This window comes from Saccharothrix sp. ST-888 (assembly GCF_000955975.1).
Taxonomy (GTDB): domain Bacteria; phylum Actinomycetota; class Actinomycetes; order Streptomycetales; family Streptomycetaceae; genus Kitasatospora.
In genome coordinates, this window is the sequence record NZ_JYJF01000865.1 from 1 (window position 1) to 315 (window position 315).

At 69.5% G+C, this 315-nt stretch carries 1 pseudogene; it reads right to left on the reverse strand.

The features are described 5' to 3' along the window. Positions 1 to 148 precede the first annotated feature (148 nt). Positions 149 to 315, reverse strand: a pseudogene (locus UK12_RS45445) (ABC transporter ATP-binding protein); the annotation flags it as partial.

Sequence of the window (315 nt, forward strand, 5' to 3'; positions counted from 1 at the left end):
GAACTGCCCATCACCGCGACGTAGTCGCCCTGCTCGATGTCGAGGCTGACGCCCTGCGGTTCACCGGTGCCGGGCGCGAGCGGGCCGCGCAGGGCGTGCCCGGTCGCGTCTCCGTGGCCGTACGCCTTGCGCCGGTGGCGTTGAGTCAGTCGATGATAGCCAGCACCTCCTTGGTGGAGCGGCTGTCCAGGTTTCGGGTGGGCTCGTCGGCGAGCAGCATTGCGGGTGCGGTGACGAGCGAGCGGGCGACAGCAACGAGAGGATGCGCTCACACGGAGAGCTCGTTGGGCTTGTGCCCTGCGGGGTCCAGTAGCC